The sequence below is a fragment of the Tabrizicola sp. M-4 genome (genome assembly GCF_051132405.1).
Lineage (GTDB): Bacteria > Pseudomonadota > Alphaproteobacteria > Rhodobacterales > Rhodobacteraceae > Paragemmobacter.
Genome location: NZ_CP128606.1, coordinates 1,492,526 through 1,516,889 on the forward strand (window position 1 = coordinate 1,492,526; position 24,364 = coordinate 1,516,889).

Annotated in this window: 23 protein-coding genes and 1 tRNA gene; 11 read left to right on the forward strand and 13 right to left on the reverse strand. The window is 67.5% G+C overall.

From position 1 onward, the window contains the following. Nucleotides 1-84 precede the first annotated feature (84 nt). Nucleotides 85-2,166, forward strand: coding sequence for a ComEC/Rec2 family competence protein (locus tag TabM4_RS07170; RefSeq protein WP_434620480.1), 2,082 nt, complete (start codon nucleotides 85-87; stop codon nucleotides 2,164-2,166). On the opposite strand, the gene lexA is transcribed toward TabM4_RS07170, so the two are convergent. The 6 genes from lexA to TabM4_RS07200 form a co-directional block, all read right to left on the reverse strand. Further along, nucleotides 2,160-2,846 carry a transcriptional repressor LexA gene (lexA, locus tag TabM4_RS07175; RefSeq protein ID WP_434620483.1) on the reverse strand — a complete coding sequence of 229 codons (687 nt, stop codon included), beginning with the start codon at nucleotides 2,844-2,846 and terminating at the stop codon, nucleotides 2,160-2,162. The two genes, TabM4_RS07170 and lexA, sit on opposite strands and share 7 nt — an antisense overlap. An 80-nt stretch (nucleotides 2,847-2,926) precedes the next feature. Continuing rightward, on the reverse strand, nucleotides 2,927-4,105 hold the full coding sequence (locus tag TabM4_RS07180) for a molybdopterin molybdotransferase MoeA (RefSeq protein ID WP_434620486.1): 1,179 nt from the start codon (nucleotides 4,103-4,105) through the stop codon (nucleotides 2,927-2,929). After that, complete coding sequence (gene moaC / locus TabM4_RS07185; RefSeq protein WP_434620489.1) at nucleotides 4,102-4,584, reverse strand: cyclic pyranopterin monophosphate synthase MoaC; 483 nt, start codon at nucleotides 4,582-4,584, stop codon at nucleotides 4,102-4,104. Before moaC ends, TabM4_RS07180 begins: the two co-directional genes overlap by 4 nt. A 4-nt stretch (nucleotides 4,585-4,588) precedes the next feature. Next, nucleotides 4,589-5,395: an indole-3-glycerol phosphate synthase TrpC gene (gene trpC, locus TabM4_RS07190; protein WP_434620492.1), complete on the reverse strand. Its 807-nt coding sequence runs from the start codon at nucleotides 5,393-5,395 to the stop codon at nucleotides 4,589-4,591. Between the two features lie 39 nt (nucleotides 5,396-5,434). Continuing rightward, nucleotides 5,435-6,451 carry an anthranilate phosphoribosyltransferase gene (gene trpD / locus TabM4_RS07195; RefSeq protein ID WP_434620495.1) on the reverse strand — a complete coding sequence of 339 codons (1,017 nt, stop codon included), beginning with the start codon at nucleotides 6,449-6,451 and terminating at the stop codon, nucleotides 5,435-5,437. After that, nucleotides 6,448-7,041 carry an anthranilate synthase component II gene (locus tag TabM4_RS07200; protein WP_434620498.1) on the reverse strand — a complete coding sequence of 198 codons (594 nt, stop codon included), beginning with the start codon at nucleotides 7,039-7,041 and terminating at the stop codon, nucleotides 6,448-6,450. The genes trpD and TabM4_RS07200 overlap by 4 nt, the downstream gene beginning before the upstream one ends. Nucleotides 7,042-7,193: 152 nt before the next feature. On the opposite strand from TabM4_RS07200, the gene TabM4_RS07205 reads away from it, so the two are divergent. Next, nucleotides 7,194-8,660, forward strand: coding sequence for a divergent polysaccharide deacetylase family protein (locus TabM4_RS07205; protein WP_434620501.1), 1,467 nt, complete (start codon nucleotides 7,194-7,196; stop codon nucleotides 8,658-8,660). 185 nt (nucleotides 8,661-8,845) lie between these two features. On the opposite strand, the gene trpE is transcribed toward TabM4_RS07205, so the two are convergent. From trpE to fabI, 6 genes are all read right to left on the reverse strand, one after another. After that, entirely contained in the window at nucleotides 8,846-10,354 is a 1,509-nt protein-coding gene (trpE, locus tag TabM4_RS07210; RefSeq protein WP_434620504.1) for an anthranilate synthase component I, read from the reverse strand. Nucleotides 10,355-10,368: 14 nt separating this feature from the next. Beyond that, the gene (locus TabM4_RS07215; protein ID WP_434620507.1) at nucleotides 10,369-12,246 is read right to left on the reverse strand and encodes a SurA N-terminal domain-containing protein; all 1,878 of its coding nucleotides are present in this window, start codon (nucleotides 12,244-12,246) and stop codon (nucleotides 10,369-10,371) included. A 72-nt stretch (nucleotides 12,247-12,318) separates the two neighbouring features. Next, entirely contained in the window at nucleotides 12,319-13,497 is a 1,179-nt protein-coding gene (locus tag TabM4_RS07220; RefSeq protein WP_434620510.1) for an aminotransferase, read from the reverse strand. Nucleotides 13,498-13,655: 158 nt separating this feature from the next. Further along, nucleotides 13,656-14,180, reverse strand: coding sequence for a xanthine phosphoribosyltransferase (gpt, locus tag TabM4_RS07225; RefSeq protein WP_434620513.1), 525 nt, complete (start codon nucleotides 14,178-14,180; stop codon nucleotides 13,656-13,658). A gap of 14 nt (nucleotides 14,181-14,194) precedes the next feature. After that, nucleotides 14,195-14,809, reverse strand: coding sequence for a LysE family translocator (locus TabM4_RS07230; RefSeq protein ID WP_434620516.1), 615 nt, complete (start codon nucleotides 14,807-14,809; stop codon nucleotides 14,195-14,197). Then, entirely contained in the window at nucleotides 14,806-15,633 is an 828-nt protein-coding gene (gene fabI / locus TabM4_RS07235) for an enoyl-ACP reductase FabI (RefSeq protein WP_434620519.1), read from the reverse strand. The genes TabM4_RS07230 and fabI overlap by 4 nt, the downstream gene beginning before the upstream one ends. Nucleotides 15,634-15,745: 112 nt before the next feature. On the opposite strand from fabI, the gene pdxH reads away from it, so the two are divergent. The 9 genes from pdxH (at nucleotide 15,746) to tdh (ending at nucleotide 22,706) form a co-directional block, all read left to right on the forward strand. After that, nucleotides 15,746-16,348 carry a pyridoxamine 5'-phosphate oxidase gene (gene pdxH, locus TabM4_RS07240; RefSeq protein WP_434620521.1) on the forward strand — a complete coding sequence of 201 codons (603 nt, stop codon included), beginning with the start codon at nucleotides 15,746-15,748 and terminating at the stop codon, nucleotides 16,346-16,348. Nucleotides 16,349-16,462: 114 nt separating this feature from the next. Then, entirely contained in the window at nucleotides 16,463-16,996 is a 534-nt protein-coding gene (locus tag TabM4_RS07245; RefSeq protein WP_434620523.1) for a cold-shock protein, read from the forward strand. 26 nt (nucleotides 16,997-17,022) lie between these two features. Beyond that, entirely contained in the window at nucleotides 17,023-17,445 is a 423-nt protein-coding gene (locus tag TabM4_RS07250) for a DUF192 domain-containing protein (protein ID WP_434620526.1), read from the forward strand. A gap of 53 nt (nucleotides 17,446-17,498) precedes the next feature. Then, nucleotides 17,499-17,575 (forward strand) — tRNA-Pro (locus TabM4_RS07255). A gap of 149 nt (nucleotides 17,576-17,724) precedes the next feature. Further along, nucleotides 17,725-18,234 carry a molybdopterin-dependent oxidoreductase gene (locus tag TabM4_RS07260; protein ID WP_434620528.1) on the forward strand — a complete coding sequence of 170 codons (510 nt, stop codon included), beginning with the start codon at nucleotides 17,725-17,727 and terminating at the stop codon, nucleotides 18,232-18,234. Between the two features lie 66 nt (nucleotides 18,235-18,300). Then, on the forward strand, nucleotides 18,301-19,734 hold the full coding sequence (locus tag TabM4_RS07265; protein ID WP_434620531.1) for a protein adenylyltransferase SelO: 1,434 nt from the start codon (nucleotides 18,301-18,303) through the stop codon (nucleotides 19,732-19,734). 41 nt (nucleotides 19,735-19,775) lie between these two features. Next, nucleotides 19,776-20,330, forward strand: a complete 555-nt coding sequence (locus TabM4_RS07270; RefSeq protein ID WP_434620534.1) for a helix-turn-helix domain-containing protein — start codon at nucleotides 19,776-19,778, stop codon at nucleotides 20,328-20,330. Between the two features lie 146 nt (nucleotides 20,331-20,476). Further along, nucleotides 20,477-21,667 (forward strand): glycine C-acetyltransferase, encoded by a 1,191-nt coding sequence (locus TabM4_RS07275; protein WP_434620537.1) that lies wholly within the window; start codon nucleotides 20,477-20,479, stop codon nucleotides 21,665-21,667. A 13-nt stretch (nucleotides 21,668-21,680) separates the two neighbouring features. Further along, nucleotides 21,681-22,706: an L-threonine 3-dehydrogenase gene (tdh, locus tag TabM4_RS07280; protein WP_434621954.1), complete on the forward strand. Its 1,026-nt coding sequence runs from the start codon at nucleotides 21,681-21,683 to the stop codon at nucleotides 22,704-22,706. 159 nt (nucleotides 22,707-22,865) lie between these two features. Here the strand turns inward: tdh and tpa are convergent, their stop codons facing one another. Continuing rightward, nucleotides 22,866-24,248, reverse strand: coding sequence for a hypotaurine--pyruvate aminotransferase Tpa (gene tpa, locus TabM4_RS07285; RefSeq protein WP_434620540.1), 1,383 nt, complete (start codon nucleotides 24,246-24,248; stop codon nucleotides 22,866-22,868). Nucleotides 24,249-24,364: the final 116 nt, after the last annotated feature.

The following is a 24,364-nucleotide window of genomic DNA, read 5'->3' on the forward strand; positions in this document are numbered from 1 at the left end:
GGACTAGGGTCGGGGGTCTGTCTAGGCAATCGCGGGGCGGGAAACAAGGTGGCGGGGCAGGGGGCTTTGCAGGGTGTGCCGGGCATGGCCCCGGCCTTGACGCAGCCATCGGCCATGGTGGCGGGTCTGTCGGCCCTGCGCGGCAGGGTGCTGCTCTTCGCGCCCGTCCTTCTGGGCATCGGCATCGGCCTCTGGTTCGCCCTGTCAACCGAGCCGGGACCCCGCGCCTATGGGGCCGCGCTATTTGCGGTGCTTCTCTGCATCCTTGCCGCGCTGCGCTTCCGCGAGGGGGCACCGCTGCTCGTCCTCATCGCCTGCCCGCCCTTGGGCATGCTTGCCGCCGGACTGCGCCTGATCCTCGTGGCCGCCCCCATGCTGCAATCGCCCTATTCCGGCCCCATCACAGGGCGCATCGTCGAAATCGACCGCTCCTATTCCGGCGCGCTGCGCATCACGCTCGATCAGGTCTGGCTGGCCGAGATCGCCCCCACCGCGACGCCCGCCCGCGTCCGCATCTCGCTGCAGGGGGATCAGCGCTGGTTCACCCCGGTTCCCGGCAGCACCGTCATGGTCACCGCCCGCCTTTCCCCGCCGGAAGGCCCCGTCGAACCCGGCGCCTTCGACTTCCGCCGCATGGCCTTCTTCGAAGGCCTTGGCGCTGTGGGCTATACAAGACACCCCGCCCTGACATGGCAGGATCCTGCGCCCGGAGAAGACCGGATCGGCCGCCTGCGCGCCCATCTGTCCGACGCGATCCGCGCCCGCATCCCCGGCGATGCCGGGGCCTTCGCCGCCGGTGTCCTGACCGGCGACCGCTCCGGCCTTTCCGTCGAGGCGGTGGAGGCGCTGCGCGATTCCAGCCTTGCCCACCTTCTGGCCATCTCCGGCATGAACATGGCCTTCCTCATCGCCTTCGTCTTCGCCCTCCTGCGCTATGGCCTTGCCCTGATTCCGCCCGTTGCCCTGCGCTGGAACAGCAAGAAGATCGCGGCCATCGTCTCGCTCGGCGTGGCCTTCTTCTACCTGCTCCTCTCCGGCTCCAACGTCGCGACCGAACGCGCCTTCATCATGGTCGCCGTGATGCTGGTGGCGGTCCTCTTGGACCGCAGGGCCATCACACTCCGCTCCGTCGCCATCGCGGCCATCCTCATCCTGCTCTGGCAGCCCGAGGCGCTGCTCTCCCCCGGCTTCCAGATGAGCTTTGCCGCCACCATCGCCCTGATCGCCGCCTTCCAATACGCCAACGCGCGCCTTCCCCCCGGCAGCCTGTCCCCCGTGGCGCGCTTCCTTCTGGCACTGTTCCTGTCCTCGCTCGTGGGGGGCATCGCCACCGCGCCCTATGCGGCGGCGCATTTCAACCGCTTCACCGATTACGGCCTTCTCGCCAATCTCCTGACCGGCCCCGTGATGGGGGCCGTCGTCATGCCCGCAGGGGCCGTGGCCGGGCTTCTTGCCCCCATCGGCCTTGCCGATGCCCCGCTCTGGGTGATGGAACAGGGCTGCCGCTGGATCCTTGCCGTGGCTTTCTGGATCGCCGCGCTGGACGGGGCCGTCACCGCCATTCCCGCTCCGCCCGGTGCCGTCCTTCCCCTCCTGACGCTTGGTCTCTGCTGGGCGCTGCTCTGGCCCGGACAGCTGCGCTGGCTGGGCCTGCCCGCCTACCTAGCCGCCTGCGCCCTCTGGGCGCTGGCGGACCGTCCGGCCATCCTGATCGGCGGCGCGGGCATCGTCGGCGTCATGGGTCCCGAAGGCCGCGCCCTCTCTCGCGCGCGGGGGGAGGGCTTCCTCGTCGGCAACTGGCTGGAAAATGACGGCGACCTTGCCTTGCAAGCCGAAGCGGCCCTGCGCCCCGGATTTGCTCCGGCAGCGTCCGGCCGCAGCTTCGCCCTCGGTCCCGCGCGGGGGCTCCTCCTTGACAGGGATCGCGTGGCCACGGCGGGGGATTGCGCGACCTATCGGCTCATCATCGCCACCACCGACGGGCCGCCGCCGGCCCCCGGTTGCCTGATCCTCGGGCCAGCCGACCTTGACCGCCACGGGACCATCGCCATCGCGACCTCGGGCGGGACGGTCACCCTGACCGCCACGGACTCCTCCCGCAGGCTCTGGAACGCAAATGGCGGCGCCGAGGCACCGCCCTTGCCGCCGATCCCGACAGGTCAGTAGGTCCGGATCAACCCGACCAGACGCCCCTGCACCCGCACCGCATGGTCGGGAAAGACCCGCGTCTCATAGGCGGGGTTCGCCGCCTCCAGCGCGATCATGTTGCCGCGACGGCGGAACCGCTTCAGCGTGGCCTCCGACTCCTCGACCAAGGCCACGATGATATCGCCGTTCTCGGCGGTGGACTGTTCGCGGATCACGACGATGTCGCCATCGTTGATGCCCGCCTCGATCATCGAGTCGCCCTTGACCTCCAGCGCATAGTGATGCCCACGCCCCGACAGCATCGACCCTGGCACCGCCACGTGATGCGACACTTCCGCAATCGCCTCGATCGGCACGCCCGCCGCGATCCGCCCCATCACCGGCAGTTCCAGCGCGTGGATCGGCTCCACCGGCAGTGCCGCACGCGGCGTCTCCGGCTTCGTCCCTTCGATCACGCGGGGCTTGAAGCCTGGCTTCTCCATCGCCTCGGGCAGCTTGACGATCTCCAGCGCGCGGGCGCGATGGGCAAGGCGGCGGATGAACCCCCGTTCCTCCAGCGCCGTGATCAGGCGATGGATGCCGGACTTGGACCGCAGGTCCAGCGCCTCCTTCATCTCGTCGAAGGAAGGGGGGACGCCATCGGCATCCATCCGCGTCTTGATGAAATCCAGCAGTTCAAGCTGTTTCCGGGTCAGCATCGGCCCCTCCAACATGGTGGTGTTGATGCAATGTTCTGCCAGTGTTCCTGTTTTGTGTCAATCCCGCGATTCGGAGCGGGTCACAAAGGCAGGTAGTCCACCACCGTCCCCGCCGCCTGCGGCCCATCGCCAAGCGGGCGGATCAGGAAGGCATCCGCCTGCGTCAGGATGGTGATCAGGGCGCTGTCCTGCCTGTCGAAAGGCGTGATCCGGGGCAAGCCCTCCGCCGCCGCCAGCCGCGCCCGCATGTAATGGGTGCGCGGCCCTGTCGGCCCGACATCGCAGCCCAGCACCGCGCGCCGCGTTTCGGGCGCGGCCTCGCCCAGCCCCAGCATCGCCCGGATCATCGGCAACAGGAACAGATGCCCGCAGACGATGGAGGAAACCGGATTCCCCGGCAGGCCAAGCATGGGCACCCCGCGCAGCCGCCCCGCCATGAGCGGTTTGCCGGGGCGCATGGCGATCTTGTAGAAGGCCCGCTCCATCCCCATGCTCTCCGCCACGCGTCCGACCAGATCATGGTCACCGACCGACGCGCCGCCGATCGTCACCACCAGATCCGCCCCCTCCGCCATCGAAAGCACGGTGAACAACTCGGCTTCCGTGTCCCGCGCGATGGGCAGAAGGCGCACCTCCGCCCCCTCCGCCTCGCACATCGCGGCAAGGGCGAAGGCGTTCGAGGCGATGATCTGATCCGCGCGCGGCGCCTCTCCGGGCATCACAAGCTCATCCCCCGTGGCGATGATCGCAACCACGGGCCGCCGCGTCACCACCACCTCGGGCAGGTTCATCGCCGCGATCAGCGCAAGGTCATTGGGCCGCAACCGCCGGGGCGACAGGGCGTCGCCCGCGCGGAAATCCTGCCCCAAGGGCCGGATATGCGTGCCCGCATCCGCCTTCGGCCGGATCGTGATCCCCTCCGCGCCCGCCTCCACATCCTCTTGGATCACCACGCGCGTGGCCCCCTCCGGGATCGGCGCGCCGGTGAAGATGCGCACCGCCTGACCGGGGCCGACCGCGCCGTCGAAGGCATGTCCCGCCCCCGCCTCGCCGATCACGGCAAAGCGGTCCCCCGCCACGGGGTCCCCCATCACGGCATAGCCATCCATGGCCGAGGCCGCGAAAGGCGGCTGGTCCCGCCGCGCCACCGCAGGTTCCGCCAGCACCCGCCCCGCCGCCTGCCGCAGCGGCACCACCTCGCGCCCCAAGGGCGAAACCAGCGCGAAACAGCGCGCCAAGGCCTCGTCGACGGTGATCATGGCGCGGCCTCGAACCGCCCGGACTTGCCGCCTTCCTTCATCAGAAGACGCACCCCCTCGATCCGCATCCCCTTCTCGGCGGCCTTCAACATGTCATAGATCGTCAGGCAAGCCACCGTGACGGCGGTCAGCGCCTCCATCTCCACCCCGGTCTGGCCGCCCGTCTTCACCGTGGCCCGCACCACCACACCCGGCAGGGCAGGGTCCGGCTCCAGATCCAGCGCCACCTTCGTGATGGGCAGCGGATGGCACAGCGGGATGAGGTCGGCGGTCTTCTTCGCCCCCATGATCCCCGCCAGCCGCGCCACGCCCAGAACGTCGCCCTTCTTCGCCCGCCCCTCGGTGATCAGCGCCAGCGTCGCGGCCTCCATCACCACGCGCCCCTCCGCCACGGCCACGCGGTCCGTCACCGCCTTGCCCGAAACGTCGACCATATGGGCATCGCCCCTCTCGTCGAAATGCGTCAGCGGCGAGGCCATCCCGTCACCTCTGCCCGGTCAGCGGGCGCGCAAGGATCGCGCGCGTCGCGCCTTCCACATCCTTCTGCCGCATCAGGCTTTCCCCGATCAGGAAACAGCGCGCGCCATAGCGTGCCATGTCGGCAAGGTCATCGGGCGTATACAGCCCGCTCTCCGAGATGATCAGCCGATCCTCCGGCACCCGCCGCGCCAGATCGCGCGTCGTGTCCAGCGTCACCTCGAAGGTGTGCAGGTTGCGGTTGTTGATCCCGATCAGCGGCGATTTCAGCCGCGCCGCCCGCTCCAGTTCGGCCCGGTCATGCACCTCGATCAGGACATCCATCCCCATCTCCAGCGCGCATTCCTCAAGCTCCGCCGCCTGACCATCGCCCAGCGAGGCCATGATCAGCAGGATGCAATCGGCATGCAGGCCGCGCGCCTCGACGATCTGATAGGCGTCATAGATGAAATCCTTGCGCAGGCAGGGCAGGGCGGTCGCCTCATGCGCCTGCGTCAGGAACGCGTCCGCGCCCTGAAAGCTCGGCCCGTCGGTCAGCACCGAAAGACAGGTGGCCCCGCCCGCCTCATAGGCCCGCGCCAAGGCCGGTGGGTCGAAATCCGCCCGGATCAGCCCTTTCGATGGGCTGGCCTTCTTGATCTCGGCGATCAGGCCATAGCCCGACTGCGCCGCCTCGGTCAGAGCGCGGGCAAATCCGCGCGGAGCGGGGGCGGCATTGGCGGCCTCCTGCAGATCGGCCAGCGACCGCTCCGCCTTGCGGGCCGCCACTTCCTCAAGCTTGTAGGCCTTGATCCGGTCGAGAATGGTGCTCATGCGGTCTGTCTGGTCCTTGAAGGGCAGGGGGCAGCGCCCTCAGCCGCCCGTTGTGATTCTGGCAAGCGCGGCCACCTTGGCCCGCGCCGCGCCACTGTCGATCGACTGCCGCGCGACCTCTACCCCGTCGGTCAGCGAACCGACCCGCTCCGCCACCACCAGCGCGGCAGCGGCATTCAGGAGGACCGCATCCCGATAGGCCCCGGTCGCCCCGTCCATCAGTGCGCGGAAGGCCTGCGCGTTCTCGGCGGGGCTGCCGCCCAGAATGGCTTCGAACGGGTGATAGGGCAGGCCCGCATCCTCCGGCCCGATGTCGAATTCCCGGATGATCCCGCCCTGCAGCGCCGCCACCTGCGACCGCGCCGAAATGGCCAGCTCATCCGTCCCATCCCCGCCATGCACCAGCCAAGCCTTTTCTGACCCCAGCGCCAGCAGCGTCTCGGCCATGGGCCGGATCAGCCGGGCCGAAAAGGCCCCGGTCAACTGCCGCTTCGCCCCGGCGGGGTTGGTCAGAGGCCCAAGGATGTTGAAGATCGTCCGCGTCCCCAACTCCATCCGCACCGGCCCCACATGGCGCATTGCCGGATGGTGCATCGGCGCCATCATGAACCCGATCCCCGCCTCGCTCAGGCAGCGCTCCACCACCTCGGGCCCCACCATCACGTTCAGGCCCAGTTCCGTCAGCGCATCCGCGGACCCGGATTTCGACGACAGGTTCCGGTTGCCATGCTTGGCCACCGGCACACCGGCCCCGGCCACCACGAAGGCAGCGGCGGTCGAGATGTTCAGCGTGCCCTTCCCATCCCCGCCCGTCCCCACGATGTCCATCGCCCCGGCCGGCGCGGCCACCTTGTGGCATTTCGACCGCATCACGCTTGCGGCGGCGGCATATTCATCCACCGTCTCGCCGCGCGTGCGCAGGGCCATCAGGAACCCGCCCATCTGCGCGGGCGTCCCAAGCCCGTTGAACAGCGCCTCGAAGGCCGTCTCCGCCTCGGCCCGCGTCAGCGCGCGTTCGGCGGCAATCCCGATCAGGGGGCGCAGCGCATCGCTCATGCCGGCACCCGCGCGGCGGCGCGCGCCTCCTCAAGGAAATTCCGCAGCAACTGATGCCCATGTTCCGAGGCGATGCTTTCCGGGTGGAACTGCACCCCCTCGATCAGCCGTTCCTTGTGGCGCAGCCCCATGATCGTGCCATCCTCCAGCCATGCGGTCACCTCCAGGCAATCGGGCAGGCTCTCGCGCTCCACCACCAGCGAATGATAGCGCGTCGCGAGGAAGGGGTTCGGCAGCCCCCGGAACACGCCCTTCCCGGCATGGTGCATCGTGCCCATCTTGCCATGCACGATCTCGTGGCAACGCACCACCTTGCCGCCGAAGGCCTCGCCGATGGTCTGATGCCCAAGGCAAACACCCAGAAGCGGCACCCGCGCCTCCGCCGCCGCAACAGTCAGCGGCAGGCAGATCCCCGCCTGCGCCGGATCGCAGGGTCCCGGCGACAGCACGATGCATTCGGGCCGCATCGCCAGCACCGCCTGCACATCCAGCGCATCGTTGCGCCGGACCACGACATCCGCGCCCAACTCGCCCAGATAATGGACGAGGTTGTAGGTGAAGCTGTCATAGTTATCGATCAGAAGCAGCATCTTGCAGGGCCTTGCCGGATAGGGGATGAACCCCGCGTGGGGACGGGCTATACATGGTCAGAGCGGCAAAGGGGCGTCAAGTCAATCCGACGTCCGAATGCGCCGCCAAGAAACGGGCAGGCAAGGGGGAAGACAGGGTGATCCGGGGCTTCTTGACAGGTTTGGTTTGGGGCGGCGTCGTGGCCGGGGCAGGGCTGGCGGTCATCTCGCAGGTGGCCCCTCTGCCGCAACCCGCGCAGATGGCGCAACCCGATCCGCTCCCCACCCCGTCCGAAACGCCTCCGGCCGAGGAAGCCGCGCCGCAGGCACCCGAACCCGTCACGCCGGAACCGTCCCCTCCGCAGGACACGGCGGCCCCCGCCCCCGACCTGCAACCCGAAATCCTGCAGAAGGTCCCCGATCCGGCGCCGGAACCAACCCCCGCCCCGGACACCGCGCCCGCGGACGTGGAATCTCCCCCCGAAACCCTGCCGCTCATCGCGCCGCAGGGCGTCGAGGATGCCGCCCCCGCCGCCCCCATCAGCCCCGCCCCCGTCAGCCCTGCCCCTGTCGACACCGCCCAACCCGCCCTGCCGCAGGCGCAGGACAGCCTCGCCCTCGCGCCGCAGGCCGACATGCCCACGCCCCCCCAGCCCGAACCCGCGCCTGCCCCCGCAACCCCGCCTCCGGCGCCCGGCGACTCCCTCCTGCAACCCGCCCCCCCGGCCACCGAGGCACCGGCAGACCCGGCCGCCCCCATCCAGATCCTGCCTCAGGACCCCGCGCCCGCGCCCGAACCGCAGGTCCTCGTCCCGGATGCCGAGGCGCTGCCCCAGAATGCCCCGGGCGTCACCACCGACCGCCTCCCCCGCATCGGCGATCCCGAACCGCCCGCCGATGCCATGGCCGAAGGCGAAGCCCCCGCCGAGGTCGCGCCCGAACTTGCCCTGACCGGCACCACCCCGCTCGAACTCTTCGCGCGCCCCTTCGACAACCCCGACAACCTGCCGCTCTTCTCCATCCTCCTCGTCGATGACGGCATCGACCTCGAGGATCGCCAGCGCCTCGCCAACCTTCCCTTCCCGGTCACCTTCGCCCTCGACCCCCTCGCCCCCGGTGCCGCCGAGGCCGCAGCGGTCTACCGCGCCGCCGGTCAGGAAGTCGCGATGATCGCCAGCGGCATCCCCGCAGGCGCCACCGCCGCCGACATGGAACAGACCTTCCAGGCGCTCGACATGGCCCTGCCCGAGGCCGTCGTCGTCCTCGACCGCCGCGATGGCGGATTCCAACAGGCACTCGACCTCGCCCGTCAGGCCGTGCCCATCGTCGCCGAACAGGGGCGCGGCATCGTCACCTATGACCTTGGCCTCAACTCCGCCGATCAGGTCGCCCGCCGCGAAGGCGTGCCGCGCGCCACCATCTTCCGCATCCTCGATGCCGAAGGGGAATCCATCCCCAAGATGCGCAACTACCTCGACCGCGCCGCCTTCAAGGCCGCGCAAGAGGGCAGGGTGGTCGTCATCGGCATGGCCTCTCCCGAAACCGTCGCCGCCATCCTCGAATGGACAGTCGAAGGCCGCGCCTCCAGCGTCGCCCTCGCCCCCATCAGCGCATCGCTCCAGATCGAAGCGGCCAACTGACCCGGGGATGGGCCCCCGCAAGCCGAACCCGTTGGCCCCCCTCTCCCCAAATCATTAAGGTTAACGCCTCCCCCCTTCGTTTCGGAGAAAAATACCCTCGGGGGGAGGGGCGCCGCAGGCGTCCCGTGGGGGGCAGACAGCCCCCCGATGCAAGGCCGGTCAAGGGGCGTGGACGTCCGGCCTTCTCAACCGTTGCCGCGCCGGGCAAACAGCCCGGCCTCCTCCGCCGCCCGGCGCAGGGCGCGGCTCTTGTTCACCGTCTCCTGATATTCCGCCTCCGGGTCGCTGTCATAGACGACACCGCCCCCGGCCTGAATGTACAGGACCTCGTCCTTCACCACCGCCGTCCGCAGCGCGATGCAGAAATCCATCTCGCCATTGCAGGCGAAATAGCCCACGCCGCCGCCATAGACGCCGCGCTTTTCCGGCTCCAGCTCATCGATGATCTGCATCGCCCGCACCTTCGGCGCGCCCGACACGGTTCCCGCAGGCAATCCCGCCAGCAGCGCCGACAGCGCATCCTCGCCCTCGGCGATCTGCCCCACCACGTTCGACACGATATGCATGACGTGGGAATAGCGCTCGATGATGAACTGCTCGGTGGGCTTCACCGTGCCCAGCTTCGCCACCCGCCCCACATCGTTGCGTCCCAGATCCAGCAGCATCAGATGCTCGGCCAGTTCCTTCTTGTCGGCCAGCAGATCCGCCTCCAGCGCACGGTCCTCCTCCGGCGTCGCGCCCCGCTTGCGCGTTCCCGCGATGGGGCGGATCGTCACCTCGCCCTCGCGCAGCCGCACGAGGATCTCGGGGCTTGCGCCCACGACCTGAAACCCGCCGAAATTGAAGAAGAACATGAAGGGCGACGGGTTCGTCCGCCGCAGCGACCGGTACAGCGCGAAGGGCGGCAATTCGAACCGCTGCGACCAGCGCTGCGAGGGCACGACCTGAAAGATGTCTCCCGCCCGGATGTAATCCTTCGCCCGCTCCACCGCGGCCTTATAGCCCTCATGCGTGAAATTCGATGCAGGCTCCCCCACCGGGGCCGCCTCGCCGAAATCCCGCTGCGCCGGGGGCGCGCGATCCAGATCGCGCAGCGCATCCATCACCCGCTCGGCGGCCTGCGCATAGGCCGCCCGCGCCGACAGGCCTGATGCCACCCATGCGGGGGCCACCACCGTCACATCCCCCTTCACCCCGTCCAGCACCGCCACCACCGAAGGCCGCATCAGCACCGCATCGGGCAGGCCCAGCGGATCGGGGTTTACATCCGGCAGATGCTCCACCAGCCGGATCATGTCATAACCCAGATAGCCGAACAGCCCCGCGGCGATGGCCGGCAAACCCTCCGGCAAGTCGATCCGGCTTTCGGCGATCAGCGCGCGCAGCGTCTCCAGCGGATGCCCCTCCAGCGCCACGAAGGCCGCCGGATCGAACCGCGCCTCGCGGTTGATCCGGCTTCGGTCGCCATGGCATTGCCAGATCAGGTCAGGCTTCATCCCCACCACGGAATAGCGCCCACGCACCTCTCCCCCCGTCACGCTTTCCAGCATGAAGGTATCCGCCCGCGCCTCCGCCAGCTTCAACATCAGGGAAACAGGCGTATCCAGGTCGGCGGCGATCCGGGCATGGACGATCTGGTTCCGCCCCTCTGCCCAGCCGCGCTCGAATGCCTCGAAAGTGGGCTCCAGCTTCATCCGACAGCCCGCCTTCAGTTCATCTGCGCATGGACCGCGTTGATCGCGGTCTGGTCAAGCTGGATGCCCGCCTCGTTCGACAGCCCATTGGCAAACAGGGTGAAGGCATCCTGTGCCAGTGCCTGCCGCGCCCGCACCTCGATCATGTCGCGCATCGCCTCGGCATCCTCGCCCGTCGTCGCCGCCGGGGTGATCCCATCCAGCCGGATCACGCCGGCAAAGCCCGGACCTTCGACCACGGCGATGGCCCCGTCCGCCATTTCGAACAGGGTCGGGATCAGCGTGTCGGGCGCGCCCTCGACGAACCCGTCCCGCCCGATGTTCCGGGTGACCGACACGATGCCGAACGCCCCCAGCGACGCGCCGCCCTCGACCTCGGCCTTCACCTCCGCCGCCCGCGCGGCAAGCGCCTTGGCTAGCGCATCGGCGGTCCATGCCGCAACCACATCCTCGCGCGCCTCTTCCAGAGGAACGGGCGTCGGCGGCACGATCTCGTCAAGGCGCAGCGCCACCAGCGCCCCCTCGTCAAGCATTATGGCCTCCGGGAAATCGCCCTCCTGCAGCGCATCCGCAGCCTCGCGGAAGCCGCTATAGGCAGTGATGCCCTCGGGGGTATCGGTCGCGACATAGTCGATCGTCGCGATCTCCATCCCGGCCTCCTGCGCCACCTCCTCCAACTCGGCACCGGAGGCCAGAAGGTCGTTGATCTCTTCGCTGCGCGCATCGATGGCCCGCCGCGCGGCATCGGTCCGCATCTCGGCACCAAGGCTCTCCTTGGCCGCCTCGAAGGTCGTCTCCTGCGCCGCCAGAATGGCGTTCATCCGGAACAGCGCCGGCCCCAGATCCGAAGGCAAGGGCCCCGCCACACCCGGCTCGGTCAAGGCAAAGACCCCATCCCCCGCCGCACCCAGCTGCACCTTGGACACATCACCCAGATCGATCACATCCAGCGTCAGCCCCCGCTCGGCCACCAGATCGTCGAAGGTCACCTCGCCCGCATCCAGCCGCGCCTTCGCCGCCGCAGCCTCCTCGTCGGACGGATAGACCAACCGCTCCACCAGCCGCTTCTCGGGGATCATGAACTCATCGATCCGCTCGTCATACAGCGCGCGCAGCGCGGTCTCGTCCACTTCCATCGTCGGGGCCAGCGTCTCGGGCACCAGCGCGACATAGGTGATCCGCTTCGCCTCGGGGCGGGTGAACCGGTCGATATTCTCGTCATAGAAGGCCTTCACCTCCTCTTCCGTCGGCGCGGACAGGGGTGCTGCAAGATCACCCTCGGTCAATTGCAGCAGCGAGAAACTGCGCGTCTCCCCCGCCCAGGCCGCCAGCGCATCCACCGCCGCCACCGGCGCGGTGAAGCCTCCGACCACCGCCCCCTGCAGCACCGAACGTGCCGCATCCTCGCGGATGCCCTGCTCGAACTGCGCCTCGGTCAGGTTGTTGCGCTCCAGCGTGAAGCGATAGGTGTCGCGGTCGAAGACACCCGCCGTGCCCTGAAAGGCCTGCATCGCCGTGATCTCGTTCGCCACCGTCGCATCGCCCACCGAAATGCCGATCTTCGCCGCCTCGTTGTCCAGCGCCGCGCGGGTGATCAGCGTCTGCAAGACCCGCTGGTCCAGACCGAAGGCCTGCGCCTGCGCAAAGGTGATGGGCTGGCCGAACTGGGCCGACAGCGCGTTCATCTCCTGCTGCAGGGCGCGCGCGTAATCCGTCGTGGTGATCTCGCGATCCCCCACCCTGCCGATGGCCGTCACCCCGCCGCCGAAATTCGTCACCCCAAAGCCACCAAGGCCCAGCATCACCAGCACAAGGAGGGTCCAGACGAGGATGCTGCCCGCGCTCTTCTTCTTGCGGGGCCTCTCTTCGGTCTCGGTCGTCGTCTTGGCCATGGTGCGCGCCTGTCCCGGCTGTGGAAATGTCGCAGCCTGTCTAGTGGGTCACGTCGCGCGGGGCAAGCCGCGCTAGAGGCGCAATCCGGCCAGCCTGCGGAACATCTCGGTGATCCCACTTGCATCGATATTGGCAAAGGCGATGCGCAACTGCCGCGTCCCTTCCGGGTGGCTGTCCGGCTGGAACATCGTCCCCGGCAGCATCAGGATCGACGCCTCATGCACCAGACGCCGCGCAAGCTCGGCCGAGGTCATCGCAAAGGGATGCTCCACATAGGCGAAATAGGCCCCGCAGCCCAGAAGCCGCCAATCGGGCAGGGCGGCAAAGCCCCCCGTCATCGCCGCGCGCCGGGCAAGGATCTCGTCCCGCTCGCCCGCCACCCATTGCGTCAGGTTCCGCATCCCCCACAGCGCCCCGATCTGGCCCAACTGGCCGGGGCAGATCGCGACGGTATCGAGGAACTTTTCCACCTCGGCCAGCCGCGCAGGCGCGGCGACGATGGCCCCCACCCGATGCCCGGTCAGGCGATAGGCCTTGGAAAAGCTGTAAAGCTGGATCAGCGTGTCGTCCCAATCCGGATCGGCGAACAGGTCATGCGGCCGCCCGCTCCGGCTGTCGAAATCGCGATAGGTCTCGTCCACGATCAGCGCAAGGTCATGCGCGCGGGCAAGGTCGCGAAAGGCCGCCAGCGTTTCCGCCGGATATTCCGCCCCACCCGGATTGTTCGGGCTGACAAGCACGATGGCCCGCGTCCGCGGCGTGATCAGCCGCGCCGCCGCCCCTGCCTCGGGGATCAGCCCCGCCCCGGCGGGCAGGGGCACCGCCCGCACCCCCTGCATGTCCAGCCACATCTTGTGGTTGAAATACCACGGCGTCGGTAGGATCACCTCATCCCCGGCCCCTGCCAGAGTGGACATGACGGCGGTGAAGGCCTGATTGCAGCCCTGCGTGATGGCAACCTGCGCCTCGCTCACCGCCCCGCCATAGGCCGCCGTCCATTGCGCCGCAATCTCGGCGCGCAATTCGGGCAGGCCCAGCACCGGCCCGTAAAGATGCGCCGCATCATTCGTCAGCGCCGCCTCGGCCAGCGCCTGCCGCAGCGCAAGCGGCGGCGGATCGACCGGCGCGGCTTGGCTCACGTTGATCAGCGGCCTGTCGGCGGGAAAGACGGCCCCCTGCAGCCAGCGCCGCGCCTCCATCACCGGCGGTGCTTCGGTCGCGGCCATCGCGGGGTTCAGGGGCAGGGTCATGCTTGGCTCCGTTCGCTCAGGTCCACCTTGCGCGGTCCTTGCCGACCGCGCCCGCGTTTTCTGACACAGAAAACGCCCCGGAATTTGACGCAAATTCCGTATCCCACCGTTTTCCGCGTCGGAAAACGTCGCGAAATCTGCGTCAGATTTCGCAGCCCTCAGTCATTCCCGCGGAACGGCTGCACATATTGCAGCGCCATGTCCCACGGGAAGAAGATCCACGTATCCTGCGACACCTCGGTCACATAGGTATCCACCTGCGGCTTGCCGTGCGGCTTGGCATAGACCGTCGCGCAATGCGCCTTGGGGTAAAGGCTGCGGATCAGTTCCAGCGTCCGCCCGCTGTCGACAAGGTCATCGACGATCAGGATGCCCGATCCATCGCCCATCAATTCGGCCTGCGGTGCCTTCACCACCTGCGCCTCGCGGCGCTGGTCCTGTGCGCCGCCGCCGGAATGGTAGGATTTCACGCTGATCGTATCGACCACGCGGATGTCGAGTTCGCGCGACACGATCATCGCGGGCACCAGCCCGCCCCGCGTGATGCCGACCACGGCCTTCCACGCGCCGCCTTCTCCGGGCCCCTTGCCATCCAGCCGCCACGCCAGCGCGCGCGCATCCCGGTGGATCTGGTCCCAGCTAACATGAAAGCCCTTCTCATGCGGCAAACGTTCGGCAGACATAGCGGCGGCTCCCCTCAGGTGGCGGCGATCTTGACCCCCAGCAGGGCGAGCAATCCGCCGAAGCTGCGGTCGATGACGGTTTTCAGGCTGATGTAACGCGCCCGCGTCCGGTCGAGCGAGAAGATGCGGGCGACAAGGCTGTTCCACGCCGTCTCGGCCGTGAAGATCAGCGCAAGCAGGGCGCCATAGATCCACAGTGGCGTGCCCTGCGGCACCGTGCCAAGGAAGATGGCGGAAAACATCACGGCGGGTTTCGGATTGGCCAGTTGCGTGAACAGCCCAAGTCGAAAGGCCGACAGTGCCGTGCGCGGCACGGGCCGCGCATCCTCGGTCACCAGCGGGGTCTTGGCATCGCGCCAAAGATGCAGCGCCATCCAGATCAGATAGGCCGCCCCACCCAGCTTCAGCGCCCAGAGCAGGGCAGGGGCCGCCGCGAACAGCAGGTTCAGCCCGAACATCGCCGCGCTGGCCCAGACCACCGCCCCCGCACCGATCCCCATGGCCAACATCAGACCCGTGCGGAACCCCTCCGTCAGCCCGGTCCGGGCCGACATCAGCACGGCAGGACCGGGCGAGATGGCGGCGAAGATCACAAGACCCGCAAAGGCGGCAAAGGCGGCCAGCGTCATTCCTTGCCGTTCCGCCCCGTCACCGCATCGATATCGGGCGCATCCACCGCCTTCATCCCCACCACGTGATACCCGGCATCGACATGCAGGTTCTCGCCCGTGGTGCCCGACCCGAGGTCCGACAAAAGGTAAAGCGCGGCCTTGCCCACCTCCTCCTGCGTCACGTTGCGCCGCAACGGAGAGTTCAGCTCGTTCCACTTCATGATGTACCGGAAATCGCCGATGCCGCTGGCGGCCAGCGTCTTGATCGGCCCGGCCGAGATGGCATTCACCCGGATGCCGTCCTTGCCCAGATCCTCGGCGATGTATTTCACGCTCGATTCCAGTGCGGCCTTGGCCAGACCCATCACGTTGTAATGCGGCATGACCTTCTCCGCCCCGTAATAGGTCAGCGTCAGCAGCGACCCGCCTTCGGGCATCATCGCCGCCGCGCGCTGGCAAATCGCCGTGAAGGAATAGACCGAGATATCCATCGTCATCAGGAAGTTCTGCCGCGTCGTGTCGACATAGCGCCCGCGCAACTCGTTCTTGTCCGAAAATCCGATGGCATGCACGACAAAGTCGATCGTGCCCCATTCCGCCTTCAACCCGGCGAAAAGCGCATCCATCGACTCTTCTGACGCAACGTCACATTCGAACAGCAGCGGCGTCCCGATCGATGCCGCCAGCGGCTCCACGCGCTTCTTCAACGCCTCCCCCTGATAGGAAAAGGCCATCGTCGCGCCATGGTCGGCCAGCGTCTTGGCAATGCCCCAGGCGATGGATTTGTCATTCGCCAGCCCCATGATGAGCCCGCGCTTTCCTGCCATAAGTCCGGTTGACATTGCCTGTCCCTCGCCCACCCTTTGTGTTGTCGTTGACGTGTAGGCGATCAGGCGGGCTGCATCAAGGGTGCCCCGTGACGCCGCGTCGCAGGGAAGGTCTGGACGGGATATCATGGACAGGAACGGGATTTTCGCAGGCGATGACCCCTTCGCCATCGCGCGGGCTTGGCTGGCAGAGGCGGAGCCGCAGGAACCGAACGACCCCAACGCCATCGCGCTTGCCACGGTGGATGCCGACGGGATGCCCAATGCCCGCATGGTCCTGCTCAAGGAAATCGAGGCGGATGCCTTCGTCTTCTACACCAATTACGGCTCGAAGAAGGGGCAAGAGATCGCCGCCTCCGGCAAGGCCGCCTTCGTCCTGCACTGGAAAAGCCTGCGCCGCCAGATCCGCGTGCGCGGCCTGACCGAACGCGAGGAAGGCCCGCAGGCCGACGAATATTACGCCTCCCGCAACCTAAAAAGCCGCCTCGGCGCATGGGCATCGCGACAGTCCGAACCCCTCGTCTCCCGCACCGCCCTGATGGCCGAGGTCGCCAAAGTCACCGTCGAACAGGGCCCGATTCCCAAACGACCGCCCTTCTGGGGCGGAATCCGCATCCGGCCGCTCGAAATCGAATTCTGGGCCGACGGCCAGTTCCGCCTGCATGACCGATTCCGCTGGACCCGCGACGGCACCGCCGCGCCTTGGCAGATCACCCGCCTCAACCCCTGAAATTCGCGCTTCGCGAATGGACAGGTTCAGAAAAGTTAATATTTGCCCCTTGAAACGTCCCGCTTATTGGAGTCTTGTCTTGCGCAGGGCTTAGACTGGGGAATGGCTCTCGACATGACAGAAGAAGACAAGACCGTGCATACCGTGCATGGTCGGGTAAAATGGTTCGATCCCGGCAAGGGCTTCGGTTTCATCGTTGCCGACGAGGGCGGTGCTGATATTCTGCTGCACGCGAATGTGCTTCGGAATTACGGCCAGAACTCCGTGGCCGATGGTGCGGTGATCTCGGTGAAGGTGCAGATGACGCAGCGTGGCGTTCAGGCGGTGGAAGTGCTCGAGATCGAGCCGCCGCAGGGTGTGAGTTTCCCCTTGGGGGATGAAAGCGCCCCCGTCGATGCCGAAGAGATCGCAAGACTGCCCCTCGAACCTGCCCGCGTGAAATGGTTCGACAAGGCAAAGGGCTTCGGCTTCGCCAATGTCTTTGGCCGCCCCGAAGACGTGTTCATCCATATCGAGGTGCTTCGCGTCTCGGGCTTTGCCGATCTGCAGGCGGGCGAGGCGATCTGCCTGCGCATCGTCGAAGGCAAGCGCGGGCGCATGGCTGTGCAGGTGGTTTCTTGGGAAGCGGCAAACCGTCAACTGGGTTGATTTCCGTGCTTTTGGCCCTGTCCCCCATGGGGGCATGGGCCGCCTGCGCGCCGGATGTCGTGGAACTGCGCGGCCCTTCGGGGCAGCAGCGCTTCACCGTCGAAGTGGCCGATGACGGCGCGGAACGCGCGCAGGGCCTGATGTTCCGCGAAAGCATGCCCAGCAGCGCCGGCATGCTCTTCGTCTATGAGGAACCTCAGGCCGTCTCCTTCTGGATGAAGAACACGCTCATCCCGCTCGACATGATCTTCGCCGATGAAACAGGCCGCGTCACCCGCGTCCATTCCAACGCCATCCCCGGCGACACCACCCCGATCCAGGGCGGCGAGGGCGTCCGCTTCGTCCTTGAAATCAACGGCGGCCTCGCCACCCGCATGGGCATTGCCGAGGGCAGCGAACTGCGCCACCCCGCCATCGCGCAGGGCAGCGCCGTCTGGCCCTGCGAGTAATCGCGAGATCCCTCCTTTCCAAGTCCGCGACAAGCGGGTATTCAGGCGCCGTTCGGGGCGTAGCGCAGTCTGGTAGCGCGACGGTTTTGGGTACCGTAGGCCGGGGGTTCGAATCCTCTCGCCCCGACCACATTCTTATCAAATCGCGAATCATCGCCGCCCCACGCAGTCCCCGCCTCGACGGCCCGACAGGGGCAAGCTCTTGTCCTGTCTACTTCCAAAGGATAGCAGACCTCTCCCTTTCTTGGGCATAACAATTCACATTGGCTAGGGGGCACCATGATTTCCAAGCGAATCCGACAATGGGCGGGTCTGGTCTGGCTGGTCACCGCGACCGCCGCTTCGGCCGAGGCACTGCCCGTGCCGCGTCAGGACGTCGTCCTTACCGTCGAAGGCCGCATCGGCGTGACCAATACGCCCGAGGGGGCCGCCTTCGACCTTGCCATGCTCGAATCCCTCGATCCCGTCGAATTCAAAACCACCACCATCTGGACCGAGGGCCCGCAATCCTTCCGCGGTGTCCCCCTGTCGCGACTGATCTCGGAACTGCGGGCCGAGGGGACGACCATCCTCGCCTCCGCCCTGAACGACTATACCGTGGAAATCCCCGTCACCGACGCCGTCGAAGGCGGCCCGATCCTCGCCTTCGAACAGAACGGAGAGCGCCTTTCCGTGCGCGACAAGGGCCCGCTCTGGATCGTCTACCCCTATGACTCCACGCCCGATTACCAGACCGTCGTCATCTATGCCCGCTCCATCTGGCAGGTCGCGCATCTGGAGTTCCGCTAGCATCCCGCTTGCCCCGCCTGCCGCCCGCGCCCATATGGAATGGCACGCACAAGGGGAAGCGCCCGCATGACCATCGCCTTCGACAACAGCTGGGTCCGCGACCTGCCGGGAACCTTCCTCTCCGTCCAACCCGCCCCTGCGCCTGCGCCGCGCCTCCTTGCCCTCAACCGCTCGCTGGCCGAACGCCTCGGCCTCGATCCCGATGCCCTGCAGGCCGAAGGGGCCGAGATATTCTCGGGCAACCGCCTGCCCGAAGGGGCCGATCCAGTGGCGCAGGCCTATGCCGGGCACCAATTCGGCGGCTTCTCGCCGCAACTGGGCGATGGCCGCGCCCTGCTCATGGGCGAAATCCTCGCCCCCGATGGCCAGCGCTTCGACATCCACCTGAAAGGCTCCGGCCGCACGCCCTTTTCGCGGGGTGGTGACGGCAAGGCCGCCGTCGGCCCCATGCTGCGCGAATACCTGATGGGCGAGGCGATGGCGGCCCTCGGCATCCCCACCACCCGCGCCCTTGCCGTGGTGGCCACCGGTGCCCCCGTCCTGCGTGAGGTGGAGCTTCCCGGTGCCGTCCTCGCCCGCGTCGCCTCCAGCCATATCCGCGTAGGCAGTTTCCAGTTCTTCGCCGCCCGCGGCGACCTCGGGCAGGTGCGTCGCCTGCTCGACTACACGATCGCCCGCCATTACCCCGACCTTGCCGGCTCCGCCAATCCCGCCAAGGCCCTGCTCGACGCCGTCATCGCCCGCCAGTCCCGGCTGATCGCGCAGTGGATGGGCGTGGGCTTCATCCATGGCGTGATGAACACCGACAACATGGCGCTGTCCGGTGAAACCATAGACTACGGCCCCTGCGCCTTCATGGAGGCCTATGCCCCCGGCACGGTCTTCTCCTCCATCGATCACACGGGCCGCTATGCCTATGCCAACCAGCCCCTCATCCTCGGCTGGAACCTCGCCCGTCTGGCCGAGGCGCTGCTGCCGCTCCTCGACCCCGATCAGGACCGCGCCGTCGACATCGCCAACGACCTGCTCGAAGGCATCGCCGCGCGCTACCGCGCGGAATGGGTGGCGGTGATGCGCGGCAAGCTGGGCCTCGCCGGGGCCGAGGATGGCGACGGCGCTCTGGCCGATGCGCTTCTGGCGGCGATGGAAGGGCAGGGGGCCGACTGGACCCTCACCTTCCGCCGACTCGCCGATGCCGTGGGGGGCGATGCCACCACGCTCGCCCCGCTCTTTGCCGATGCCACCGCCCTGCGCGCATGGCTGCCCCGCTGGCAGGCCCGCCTCGCCCCCGATGCGGCGGCCCGCATCCGCGCCGCCAACCCCGCCGTCATCCCCCGCAACCACAAGGTCGAAGAGGCCCTCGCCGCTGCCACCGCGGGCGACATGGCCCCCTTCGAAGCCCTCCTCGCCGCCATCGCCACCCCCTTTGCCGAGGCCGAATCCTACATGCTCCCCGCTCCGCAGGGCTTTGGCCGCTATGTCACCTATTGCGGCACCTGAGGCGCGTTGACCTTTCGCCTCCCCCGCGCCACCATCACCGCATGAATTCGCGTTCCGACATCCACGACCGTCTGGCCGCCTCCCTGCGCGAGGCGCGCAAGGCGCGCGGCCTGTCGCTCGATGCCGTGGCGAAACTCTCCGGCGTCTCGCGCTCCATGGTCAGCCAGATCGAACGCGGTGAAAGCTCGCCCACCGTGGCCACGCTCTGGAACCTGACCACCGCGCTGCAGGTGGATTTCGCGGGCCTCCTCGAAGGCCGCCCCGCGCCGGGGATCGAAATCACCCGTGCCAGCGCCGCCCCCGTCATCGCCCGCAGCCCCGGCGTCCGCATCCGCATCCTCTCCCCCGCCGAAGCGGTGGGCGAACACGAGGTCTACGACCTCACCTTCGAACCCGGCGCCTCCCTCGTCTCCGACCCGCATTCCCCCGGATGCCGCGAACACCTTACCGTGATCGAAGGCGCGCTCTCCGTCCAATCCGGCGAGGATGCCGAGGATCTGGGCCCCGGCGACACCGCCCGCTACGCCGCCGACCGCCCCCACGCCATCCGCGCCGGAGCCAAGGCCCGTGCCATCCTGATCGTGCAGGGAAGCTGATCCCGGCCCCTGCGCCCGGGGCAGGCCGCGTTTTTTGGGTATTTGGGCCGAGACGAAGACCATATCCGTTTTCGCGGAAATCCATCCGTGATATTGACAAACGCCCACTCTTCCGCATAATCCGCCAAAACGGAGGATCATCCGCCATGTCGGAAAATTCGGCCTTTCTCTCCCATCTCTCCACGGTCCTGCGGGGCATCGAGGCCGATGGCCTGATGAAGCGCGAACGCCTCATCACCGGCCCGCAGGGCGCGCATGTGGCCATGGAGGGGCGGCAGATGCTCAACCTCTGCGCCAACAACTATCTCGGCCTCGCCGACGATCCGCGCCTCGTCGCCGCCGCCGAATCCGCGATGCGCGATCACGGCTATGGCATGGCCAGCGTCCGCTTCATCTGCGGCACGCAGGACATCCACCGCGCGCTGGAAACCCGCCTCGCCCGCTTCCTCGGCAAGGAGGACGCGATCCTCTTCGCCGCCTGCTTCGATGCCAATGGCGGCCTGTTCGAGCCGCTTCTGGGCCCCGAGGATGCCATCATCTCCGATGCCCTCAACCACGCCAGCATCATCGACGGCATCCGCCTCTGCAAGGCGCGCCGCTACCGCTATGCCAATTCCGACATGGCCGATCTCGAGGCGCAACTGACCCGCGCCCGCGACGAAGGCGCGCGTTTCGTGATGATCGCCACCGATGGCGTCTTCTCCATGGACGGCTATCTCGCCAACCTCCCCGAGATCACGGCCCTCGCCCGTCGCTTCGACGCGCTGGTCATGGTGGACGATTGCCACGCCACCGGCTTCATGGGCCCGAAAGGGCAGGGCACCCCCGCCCATTTCGGCGTCGATGTCGATATCCTCACCGGCACGCTGGGCAAGGCGCTGGGTGGCGCGTTGGGGGGGTATATCGCGGGCCCCCAGCCCGTGATCGACCTCCTGCGCCAGCGCGCGCGCCCCTATCTCTTCTCCAACGCCCTTCCCCCCGCCGTGGTGGGCGCGGCGCTGGCCGCCCTCGACATCGTCGAAACCGCCGATGATCTCCGCGCCCAACTCTTCGCCAATGCCGCCTACTGGCGCGCGGGCCTCTCCGATGCGGGCTTCCGCCTCCTGCCCGGGGAACACCCGATCATCCCCGTCATGCTGGGCGAGGCGCGTCTCGCGCAGGCCATGGCACAGGACCTCGCCCAACGCGGCATCCATGTCGCGGGCTTCTTCTTCCCGGTCGTCCCGCAGGGGCAGGCCCGCATCCGCACCCAGATGAATGCGCGCCTCACCCGCAACGATCTCGACTTCGCGCTCGACGCTTTCCGTGCGGCGGGCAAGGCCACAGGGGTGATCTGACATGACCAACGAAATGAAGGCGCTGGTGAAGGCCAGACCCGAACCGGGCCTTTGGATGGAAACCCGGCCGGTGCCCGAGATCGGCCCCGACGATGTGCTGATCCGCATCCGCAAGACGGGCATCTGCGGCACCGACATCCATATCTGGAACTGGGATGACTGGGCCGCCCGCACCGTTCCCGTCCCCCTCGTCACCGGCCATGAATTCGCGGGCGAGATCGTGGAACTCGGCCGCAATGTCGAAGGCCTCTCCATCGGCCAGCGCTGTTCGGGCGAGGGTCACCTCATCGGCCGCCAATCCCGCCAGTCCCGCGCGGGCAAGTTCCACCTCGACCCCGCAACCCGCGGCATCGGCGTGAACGAACAGGGCGCCTTCGCCCAATACCTGCGCCTGCCCGCCTTCAACGTCGTCCCCCTGCCGGACGCGATAGATGACGAGATCGGCGCCATCCTCGACCCGCTCGGCAATGCCGTCCACACCGCGCTCTCCTTCGATCTGGTGGGCGAGGATGTGCTGATCACCGGCGCAGGCCCGATCGGCATCATGGCCGCCGCCGTCGCCCGCCATGTCGGCGCGCGCCATGTCGTCATCACCGACGTCAACCCCGCCCGGCTGGACCTTGCCGCGCAGGTGGCCGATGTCACCCCCGTCGATGTGACGAAGGAGCATCTCGCCGACGTCAAGGCGCGGCTGAAGATGACCGAAGGCTTCGACGTCGGGATGGAGATGAGCGGCAATCAGGCCGCGCTCGACCAGATGGTCGAGGCGATGGTCATGGGCGGCCGCATCGCCATGCTTGGCATCCCCCCCGGCAAGAGCCCCGTGGACTGGAGCCGGATCGTCTTCAAGGCCATCACCATCAAGGGCGTCTACGGGCGCGAGATCTTCGAGACATGGTACAAGATGATCGCCATGCTGGAAAACGGCCTCGATGTGCGCAAGGTCATCACCCACCGCTTCCAGGTGGATGATTTCCGCGACGGCTTCATGGCGATGAAATCCGGCCTCTCCGGCAAGGTCGTCCTCGACTGGACCTGAAGACCGACCCGCCCCCTCACCCGTTTCGCAAATATCCCGGGGGTCTGGGGGCAGGGCCCCCAGCGCCGAGCCGGACGCGCGGCACGCGCGGGAGGCGAGACAAAAGGAATGCGCGGCCCCTCGGGGGCCGCGCGCAATTAGATCACTTCGCGAAAGGCCTCAGCCGAAGACGCGGGTCAACGCGCCGTCGATGGCCCCGGTGATGTGATCGATGTCATCCTTCGTCGCGATCAGCGCGGGCGACAGGCACAGCGTGTTGTTCAGCCCCGGCAGCGACCGGTTGGTCGCCCCGATGATCACGCCCTGCGCCATGCAGTCGGCCACCACCGCCTGCACCTTCTTCTCATCCGCCGCTTCCTTGGTCGTACGGTCCGCCACCAGTTCCGCGCCAAGGAACAGACCCTTGCCGCGCACGTCGCCGATGACCTTGTGCTTCTCCATCAGCGCCTGCAGGTTCGACAGGCAGTAATCGCCCATCTTCACCGTGTTCTCCAGAAGCCCCTCGCGCTCGATGATCGCCATGTTCTCCAGCGCGGCCGCAGGCCCCGAGGTGCAGCCCCCGAAGGTGGAGATGTCGCGGAAATAGCTCATCGGATCGGAGGGATCGTCCTTGAACATCTCGAAGACCCGCTCCGTCGTGACGGTGCAGGAAATCGCAGCATAGCCCGAGGCCACGCCCTTCGCCATGGTCACGAAATCTGGCTGGATGCCGTAATGCTGGTATCCGAACCACGTCCCCGTCCGGCCCACGCCGCAGACCACCTCGTCGATGGCCAAGAGGATGTCGTATTTCTTGCAGATCTCCTGCACCCGCTCCCAATAGCCCTTCGGCGGGACGATCACGCCGCCGCCCGCCGTCACGGGTTCAAGGATCAGACAGCCCACGGTATCCGGGCCTTCGCGCAGGATCACTTCCTCGATGGCATCCGCCGCGCGCTCGCCATAGTTCTCCACGTCCCACTGCTTGCGGTATTCAAGGCAATGCGGCACCCGCACGAACCCGTCGGGGAAGGGCCCGTATTGCATCGCGCGCTGGTCCTGCCCGGCGCTGGCAAGCGCGGCGATGGTCGTCCCGTGATAGTCGCGGTCACGATAGAGGATCTTCCACTTCTTGCCCTTGTGGTGACGATGCGCGATCTGGCGCACCATCTTGTAGACCTTCTCGTTCGCTTCCGAACCGGAGTTGGAATAATAGACCCGGCTCATCCCCGGCATCTTCTCGATCAGCCGCTGGGCGAAGATCGACCCCGGCACCGACCCCGCAGCCCCGGCGAAGTAGTTCATCTTGATCAGCTGGTCGCGCACCGCGTTGGCGATGCTCTCGCGGCCATAGCCCACGTTCACCGTCCAGACGCCGCCGGACACGGCATCGATATGCTCCTTCCCCTTGGCGTCCCAGACCTTCATCCCCTTGCCCTCGACGATCACGCGCGGATCGACGCCGGTGTCGTATTGCTTGTGCTGGCTCAGGTGGTGCCAGACATGGGCGCGGTCTGCCTCGACCACCTCGGAGATATCGTTGAACCGGTCCAACCCTTCCATGGGCGCGTCCTTTCGTGAAATGGCGCAGGCCCCGCAAAGGCGGGGCGCTTCCTCTCCATCATCCCTTACCACGGCCCGCGCCGATAGGGCCAGAGAGTCAGTCGACATAAGTCCAG